The following is a 7,509-nucleotide window of genomic DNA, read 5'->3' as shown; positions in this document are numbered from 1 at the left end:
GCGGGGAAGCCATTCCCTGTGGTCAAGTACCATTCATCGGGATCGATGATCTCGAAGAAACGCGCGACTTCCTTTTGGGCACGAATGTCGGACCAGATTGGGGTCGCGTCTCTCAAGGGGTTGCCGCCTTCATCAACGGGGACTGCGCCCAAACTGTGACCCGAGATCCCCAGGCCGACGATGCTCTTCTTGTCCATCCCGCTGGAGTTAAGCAGCATTCGAGTGCTTTCCACGACTGCGTTCCACCAGTCTGCAGGGCGTTGTTCATGCCACCCCACATGCGGATAGTGCGTCGAATAGGGAACGAAGGCACTTGCCAGGCAGTTGCCCTCCTCACCATAGAGAGACGCCTTATTGCCGCCAGTTCCAAGATCAAACGAGAGGATATGTTTGTCCATCAGTCTCTCAATGGGTCTAGGTGGGTCTGGCTAAACCTCGATACCGGTTCCCAGCGACAGACACTCCTGCAGGATGTCTAGGCCACTGCTCAGGTTAACTCCAAAGCGTGTCGCCCCGGCTTTGTACATTTCTACCAGAGTATCCAGGTCGCGGATACCGCCGGAAGCTTTGATCTTGATGCGGTCCCCCACAATTGACTTGACCAGACGCACATCCTCCGGGGTCGTACTGCGCTTCGCCCAGCCGGTGCCGGTCTTGACGAAGGCAGCTCCAGCTCGCAGGCAGATGCCGCATGCCTGTTCCGTTTCCTGCGGGGTGAGGTACATGATCTCGATAATCACTTTTACGGGAATCGGACGTACGGCGTCAATGACCGCCCGCACGTCGTCTTCCACACCTGCAATATCGCCTGAGCGCAGGTTGCCAATATTCATAACCATATCGATTTCGTCGCAGCCTGCGGCGATCATCTCTCTAGCTTGCACTACTTTGAGCGAGGTGGAATCTGAGCCAGAGGGGAAGCTGACATTCCCGACCACGTGGATCTCGGGATTGCCTCTAAGTAGCTCTCTTGTGTAGGGAATGAAACACTGCAGGACCGACACTTGGCCGAACCCATGCCTTAGGGCGGCATTCACCATCGCATCTATGTCGGCTTTGTTGGAACTTGTCTGAACACATGAGAGGTCAATCATCTTGGCGATTGCTCTTGCTGTCAGGAGCATTCACTACCGGCCTTTCAAGTTACTTCCTAACAGACACGGCGGCTCTTCTTCAATTCGCCGAACAGAGCTGGGGTGAGATCAAAGTGCAGCACCCGAGCGACTACCTGCGTCCAGCCGGGCACAAGACAGAGCCAGCCATCTTCAACCACAACTCCACGGCTTTCGGCCTGGGCAAGTGCCTGATGCATGAAGGCCGGCTCGCCGCGGTAGTTGAATCCCCAGGCGATGCTGCCTGCCCTTCCCGGGTGATCGGCGAGCCCGGGGTTCCCTTGCCCATGCCGGTTGCATTGATGATGACGCCGTACGGTGGGAAGTCCCACATGATCTTGTCGTTGACCGCCGGGTCAGCATTCTGTATGTATTCGCTCTCGATATCTGACTTCAAGCTTTGAGCCATTTCCTTGGCATGATCCAGACGTCCTTGAGAACGGTTGACCAAAGAGGATCGTTTGGGGCGGTCGCCCTTGTCTCCCATGTTGTTCAAGTATAGCGGGGCTGCGAATGCAGACCCTCCAGCGCCAAAGCAGAGCACGTCTCCACCGGTACGTGCGAAGTAGTCTCTGCCGATGCTGGCATCCACGCTGTGCCCTGAGGTGATGGGATCTTTGGCTTGGCCCTCAAGCCGTCCTTCGAGCTTTGAGATGCTGGAAGCCTCGTCCGTGATCTGAGCATAGGGGTCAAGCTAGTCAAACGTATCTCACGCCGCCGTAGGCAAATCGATCTTGTGGGTGGTCGCTAGTGCGCCGAGGGGTAGTGGATCGTACTTTGTCTGGGCGACGGCATTGCGATAGACGTCTGCTTCATCATGGATCCTGCAATCAACGCCTTCCAGAACTATGTTCTTGCGCCCCAGGTCTTCCATCCACAAGGGGAAGCCTTTCATGATCGAGGGTTTGGACCAACGGGAAGGATACGTCACATGACCCTCGATCATTGTGCACACCTTTACGAAACAGTACAGCCTAGGGAAGGCTCGGGGTCCCGGTCAGGTCGTACTCCAGCGCGCCCTGGATCAATACGGGCGCCATCGACCCGACGGGCAGGTTTCCCTCGACGATGACCATGCCGTCGATCTCGGGCGCGTCCCGATACGATCGGCCAATCGATAGACCCTCGCCCTGCCCCTCCACCAGAACTTGCAGCCTGCGTCCGATTTGCGCCTGGTTGTTCTGGAGCGATATCGCTTGCTGCACAACCATCAGGCGATCCCGGCGCTCCTGCTTGACCGCCTCCGGCACAGGATCGCCCAGCGGCTCGCTGGCCGTCCCGCGCTCGAAGGAGAAGGTGAACACGCCCAGGCGATCGAAGCGCGTGGCTTGGACGAAGTCGAGCAGCTCCTGGAATTCGGCCTCCGTCTCCCCCGGATAGCCGACAATGAACGTGGTCCGCAGCACCAGCTCCGGCATCGCCAGGCGCATCTTCTCGAGCGTGCGGTGCACCCACTCGACGTTGGCCGGCCGGCGCATCGCCCGCAGCAAGCGCGGGTGGGCATGCTGCAGCGGCATGTCCAGATACGGCACGACATTCGGGTGCCGGGCGATGACCTCGATCAGCCGGTCCGTGACGCAGCCCGGGTAAGCGTAGAGCACGCGGATCCACGGGACCTGCGGCACAGCAGGCGCAAGGTCGTCCAGTAGGTCCGCCAGTCCATCCCGCAGCCCCAGGTCGTGCCCGTAGTCGGTCGTGTCCTGGGCGATCAGCACGATCTCCTGCACACCCTGCTCTTGCAGGGCGTGCGCCTCGGACAGGATGGCGGCCTTGGGCCGACTGACGGCGGTCCCCTTGATCAAAGGAATAGCGCAGAAGGCACACGGCCGGCGGCAGCCATCGGCGATCTTCAAATAGGCGCTGGCGCCCTGGACTGCGGTGCGGGAGATGCCCGGGCTGTCCATGGCGACCGTTGGCGCCTGCGGGAGATCGTAGACCGGCTGCCGGTTGCGACGCGCCTGGTGAACGACATCGACGATGTCCAGCCAGCGCCGGGTTCCCAGCAGGCCGTCCAGTCCCGGCACCTGTTGGGCGATTTCGGCCCCGTAGCGCTGGGTCAGGCATCCGGCTGCAATCAGCAGCTGGCCCGGGCGCTTGGCGGCCGCCAGCTGCCGCAGGGCGGCGAGCGACTCCTCACGCGCCGGGCCGATGAAGCCGCAGGTGTTCACCAGCAAGACGTCGGCATCTTCGGGTGTGGGTGTGTTGCGGAATCCGTCGCGCTCCAGCAACTGGGCCATCGACTGCGAGTCGACGGTGTTCTTGGCGCAGCCAAGCGAGACCAGATGGTAGCGCGGCCTCATTCCATTATCCTGGATGGGCCTGACCGAGTTCCGCAGCCCCTGAACGGGCGGCTGGGCCCAGCGGCCAAGCCCGATTGGCTTGGGCGCCGGCGATGGCTGGGGGTGGCGGCCATTAACCGCAGGAATCGTACTGAGCGGGACAATGGCAACGCGGTCACTGCAGGGTCTGCTCCAAGGCTTCCACCAGGCAGGCGTAGTCCTGCCTGAGCTCCCACGACTGCTCCAGCGACAGGTAACGCTCCGGCCCCTCGGGTCGTCGGACGGCGTCCGGGCAGGCATTCGTGTCCCAACCCATACCGCAGGCAAAGTGATAGCTCGCCTGGGCGCCGTCGCCGTAGAAGCCACATTCGCCAGCCGCTCCGTCCGCCAGATCCACTGCAAAGTCCGGGCAGGTTTCGCGCGCCCGCTGATACAGCGCCTGGCTAAACTCCCCCGGCCGGGTTGAGCCGTTGCTGATGAAAAGGTCCGGGCAGGTGCTCAGGCTGTTGCCGTGCAGCTGGATTGCCAGGCTGCTCCCGCTGCAGGGCGCCAGGGCTTGGTGAGCAGCCTGGAACATCGTCCGGGTGGCGTGGGCCACATCCGACTCGCGATACGGCTCCACCTGGCCGCAGGCAATCGTTGTCCCGCCGCAGGTGGCGTAGCTGGCGTTGGCACAGCGGTGGGCGCCGGCCATCAAGAGGGCCCGCGCCGACAGGCTGCGGAACAGCACGACCCCCTGCGTGCGGGTTCGGCTGTCGGCGAGAGGGTGAGGCACCTCGATCAGCAAGTCACGCTCTGAGCCTGGGCGAAAGACGTAGGTGCCCCAGCCGGTTGTGATGGGCACGATCTCGCGGAGGAGAATCACCCGCTCCGATTCATGGGGCAGGTCTGTGAAGACCACGACCTGGTAAGGGAAGCCCTTCTCAGCCAAGGACCGACAGGCTGTATCGAGATCGCTTCGGCTGACGGCGTCCACCAGGCCCGACCAGGCCAGCATCTGGTCGAGGGTCGGGACCTGCATGCCCTCAGAATCCGGACCCGGCATCTCGCCACTGATCCGCTGCATCTCGGTGATCAGTCCGCCCGACTCTTCGATCGGACAGGGCCCCGGTTGCGCAGGCTGGGGTTCCAGCGTAGCGGTTGCGGGCGGCGCCATCGGCGTTGAGGTGGCAGCTGGCGGCTGGGTCTCGCTCGGACGGGTAGGCACAGGCGGGGTTGGAGTCGGTGCTGGGCGCAAAGGAACGCAGGCGGCAAGGCTGGCGATCACGATACAGTCCCGCCCCAATCGCCCCGCACGGGCGGAGAGACCACGCCAGGCGGGTCGCTTGATCTCAGCCGTGTGGGAGCTCCGCCGGTCATTGCCAGACCGGTCTGGAAGTCCGCCGGCTGCGGGTATCTGCCCCGCTTCCCTCACGCTTATCCAGCGGTGGGAGGGCTAGGGGTTGGCGGACGCGGGGTGGCGGTCGCCGTGCCCCCGGCAGGGGTCCGGGTCACGGTCGGGGTCGGGGTGAGCACGCCCTCCTGAGAGTACAGACGCACTACGGCCTCGTCGAACACGCCCATCAAACCCAGGTCGTTGCCGTTGAAGATTGCCCGCACGCCGCCTCCATTCCCGGTCAGAACCTCGATCAGCGATTGCCCCTGGAAGTCGAAGACCTCTCCCGGGCGGGCGCGCTGCCGCATCTGCTCCCGGCCATCAACGAGCACCAGCAGGAAGGCGTCCTTCTCTACGGCCAACCGCAGGCCGAGGGCGCCAATGGGGCCAATGGGAAGCGTCGGCGTGATCGAAGGCACGGCCGTCACCTCCTCGAGCACAAGCCCACCCGGCAGACCAGGCGTGGGGGTATCGGCCTCAGCCGTGGACAACTCAGCCGCCGGTACCTCCGGCGGCGTTTCGCCGGCATCCTCCAGGGTCTGCTGGCGCAGGCTGGCCATCACCCACGAGGCTCCCCACAGCAGCAGCACCAGCAGCGCCAACGAGATCGCCGAGGCGATGACGATGTCGGAGGAGATCAGGCGAGGCCGCCGCACACGAACCTCACCCGCACTCTCCGGGCGGGCCGTCCGGGGCGGAGTTGCTGTGGGCGGGGACGGCCGTCGGGCCTGGATCAGATCGGCATAACGCAGCAGGATCGCGCCCGGATCGAGGCCAATAAAGTCAGCGTAGTTGCGCAGGAAACCCCGAGCCTGCACCGGCGAGGGAAGGGAATCCCAATCCCCGCGTTCCATGGCTTCAAGGTGATGGGTGCGGATGCGGGTGCCGCGCTCGACTTCCTCGAGGGTGAGGCCGAGGCGCTCACGCGCATCGCGCAACGTGTGCCCCAGGTCATCCATCTACGTTCGGACCGGGCTCCGTGCGCAGGCCGAACTGGCCGTCTGAGTTCACGCCCTGGGTCAGTCTTCCGGTTCCGACTCGATCTCGGAAACCGCCAGTTCATCCTGCCCGGCCTCGTCGTCGACCAGGTCGTCGGCGGCCTCGACCACGGCAACCACCACCGGTCGCTGCTCGAAAGCCGACTCGGGCGGCTCGCCCTCGCGATGCACGACCACCTGCACCTCGGGAATCAGGTCAACCGTCAAGCGAATCCGGGCCTTGTGAACCCCCAGCGTCTTCACTGGCTGGCAGTCGATCTGGCGCCGCTCCACCTGTACCCCGGTCGCCTTCTCAATCGCCTCGGCGATCATCTGGTGGGTGATGGACCCGTACAGCTTGCCGGTCTCCCCGGCCTTGGTGGCGAAGACCACTTGCAGACCGTTCAACCGCTCGGCGACGGCCCCCAATTCCTGGTTCAGACGCGTTCGCTCCACGGAAGCCACGCGGCGGATGCGATCGGCCTGCTTGATCGCCCCCGGGGTGGCCATCATGGCTAGACCCTGGGGCACCAGGAAGTTGCGGCCGAAGCCGTCGGCCACCTTCTTTATATCGCCGGCGCGGCCGAGTTTGTAGACGTCCTTCAGCAACAGTACTCTCATGGGGATCAAGCCCTTTCTTGCAAGGATTGGGCGCCGCCAGGCGCCCGGGGCGAAGGGTACAACGCCCGTCAGGGGTGGGATTGTATCAGACAGGGCGGGTCTTGCAGAGAGCAGAGGCTGAGGTTCAGCCCGCCGGCCCGGGCTTGCCCATGACCAGGCCGTCCTCCCCATCTCGGTAGTAGCCTGGCCAGACCTCGATCTGCCGGTAACCCTCGCTGAGGTACAAGGCTAGGGCGGGCTCATTCGTTCGGCGCAGCGCCAGGCGCAGGCTGGCCGTCGCCAGCTGGCGCTCACAGCGCCGCAGCAGCTCCCGGCCGGTTCCCTGGCGCTGGAACGCCGGGTCGACCGCCAGAGAAGAGATCCAGCCCACCCGGCGCCGGTCGCGGCGCTCGCCGAAAACGAAGCCTACGAGCCTGGCATCCGTTTGAGCCTTGAGGCGCACCGCATCGGGCAACGACAAAGCGGCCAGGACGTCGATCCATGGCCAGGCGTCGGAACCGAAACACGCCTCCTCGAGCGCCGAGACGGCCCGCAGGTCTCTCCAGGAGGCACGCACAAGTTCGATGGGGAGGGGATGCAGCAAGGAGCAGATCCTGGGCAACCGCCGGTGCTAGGGCCGGGCGGCAGGGTTGGGAGTGGGCGCGGCCCCTTCGGGCCGGCCCCCTCCCGGGCTAGTTTCCAACGTCAGTCAGGGTACCGGGAGGGTGCGAGAACGGTCACAGACGTTTCTCGTACACCCGGTATGTCTTGTAGACCTCTCCGTCGAGCAGCCGGATCGCCCGGTTCATCATGTCGTTCGATTCCAGGATCCAGCTCATCTCGGCGAATTGATACCCCTTGGGGAAGGCGTTGCGCGCGGTCTGCAGGTAAAGCAGCGCATCCACCCCCTGGCCGCGGAACTCCGGCATCACACCCAACGCCAGCACCCGCAACCATTTCAATCTGCCCCGCACTTTCCAATGCCAGGCTAGTTTGGCCAGCGTTGCCCACTCGGGCGTACCGGGCCTCGGGTAGGCTTTGCGCAGCGGCTCATTCAGATCCGGCAGGGTCAGCCCGAATGCCACCGGTTCGCCCTGATGCTCGACGACGAGCACCAGGTCGGGATCGAGGATCGGTTTCAGCTGCTCCGCCAGATGATCGAACTC

General features: G+C 64.0%; 10 protein-coding genes. 1 reads left to right on the top strand and 9 read right to left on the bottom strand.

Going from position 1 to position 7,509, the window contains the following annotated elements; genetic code table 11:
* A partial coding sequence (locus MUO23_13510; GenBank protein ID MCJ7513967.1) for an FGGY family carbohydrate kinase occupies window positions 1-398 on the bottom strand: 398 nt, incomplete at its 3' end.
* Window positions 399-428: 30 nt separating this feature from the next.
* Complete coding sequence (gene deoC, locus MUO23_13505; GenBank protein ID MCJ7513966.1) at window positions 429-1,094, bottom strand: deoxyribose-phosphate aldolase; 666 nt, start codon at window positions 1,092-1,094, stop codon at window positions 429-431.
* Between the two features lie 14 nt (window positions 1,095-1,108).
* Between deoC and MUO23_13500 the strand changes: the two genes are divergently transcribed.
* A complete protein-coding gene (locus MUO23_13500; protein ID MCJ7513965.1) occupies window positions 1,109-1,516 on the top strand; it encodes a hypothetical protein in 408 nt (135 codons plus the stop codon).
* A gap of 305 nt (window positions 1,517-1,821) precedes the next feature.
* Here MUO23_13500 and MUO23_13495 read toward each other — a convergent pair whose 3' ends face one another.
* From MUO23_13495 to MUO23_13465, 7 genes are all read right to left on the bottom strand, one after another.
* Window positions 1,822-2,043 (bottom strand): hypothetical protein, encoded by a 222-nt coding sequence (locus MUO23_13495; protein MCJ7513964.1) that lies wholly within the window; start codon window positions 2,041-2,043, stop codon window positions 1,822-1,824.
* Window positions 2,044-2,086: 43 nt separating this feature from the next.
* Window positions 2,087-3,412: a 30S ribosomal protein S12 methylthiotransferase RimO gene (gene rimO, locus MUO23_13490; GenBank protein MCJ7513963.1), complete on the bottom strand. Its 1,326-nt coding sequence runs from the start codon at window positions 3,410-3,412 to the stop codon at window positions 2,087-2,089.
* A 154-nt stretch (window positions 3,413-3,566) separates the two neighbouring features.
* Window positions 3,567-4,457 (bottom strand): hypothetical protein, encoded by an 891-nt coding sequence (locus tag MUO23_13485; protein MCJ7513962.1) that lies wholly within the window; start codon window positions 4,455-4,457, stop codon window positions 3,567-3,569.
* 350 nt (window positions 4,458-4,807) lie between these two features.
* Window positions 4,808-5,725: a DUF4115 domain-containing protein gene (locus tag MUO23_13480; GenBank protein MCJ7513961.1), complete on the bottom strand. Its 918-nt coding sequence runs from the start codon at window positions 5,723-5,725 to the stop codon at window positions 4,808-4,810.
* A 60-nt stretch (window positions 5,726-5,785) separates the two neighbouring features.
* Window positions 5,786-6,364: a 50S ribosomal protein L9 gene (gene rplI / locus MUO23_13475; GenBank protein ID MCJ7513960.1), complete on the bottom strand. Its 579-nt coding sequence runs from the start codon at window positions 6,362-6,364 to the stop codon at window positions 5,786-5,788.
* 124 nt (window positions 6,365-6,488) lie between these two features.
* Window positions 6,489-6,947 carry a GNAT family N-acetyltransferase gene (locus tag MUO23_13470; GenBank protein ID MCJ7513959.1) on the bottom strand — a complete coding sequence of 153 codons (459 nt, stop codon included), beginning with the start codon at window positions 6,945-6,947 and terminating at the stop codon, window positions 6,489-6,491.
* Window positions 6,948-7,080: 133 nt separating this feature from the next.
* Window positions 7,081-7,509 (bottom strand): hypothetical protein (locus MUO23_13465; GenBank protein MCJ7513958.1); only part of this gene is annotated, 429 nt, incomplete at its 5' end.

Source organism: Anaerolineales bacterium (genome assembly GCA_022866145.1).
Classification (GTDB): domain Bacteria; phylum Chloroflexota; class Anaerolineae; order Anaerolineales; family E44-bin32; genus PFL42.
Note: the sequence above shows the minus strand (reverse complement) of the source record. Positions and strands in the feature narration are given on the sequence as shown.

Coding starts and splice junctions, on each gene's coding strand:
- deoC (MCJ7513966.1), bottom strand. CDS start 1,094: ATGATTGACCTCTCATGTGTTCAGACAAGTTCCAACAAAGCCGACATA.
- rimO (MCJ7513963.1), bottom strand. CDS start 3,412: ATGAGGCCGCGCTACCATCTGGTCTCGCTTGGCTGCGCCAAGAACACC.
- MUO23_13485 (MCJ7513962.1), bottom strand. CDS start 4,457: ATGCAGCGGATCAGTGGCGAGATGCCGGGTCCGGATTCTGAGGGCATG.
- MUO23_13480 (MCJ7513961.1), bottom strand. CDS start 5,725: ATGGATGACCTGGGGCACACGTTGCGCGATGCGCGTGAGCGCCTCGGC.
- rplI (MCJ7513960.1), bottom strand. CDS start 6,364: ATGAGAGTACTGTTGCTGAAGGACGTCTACAAACTCGGCCGCGCCGGC.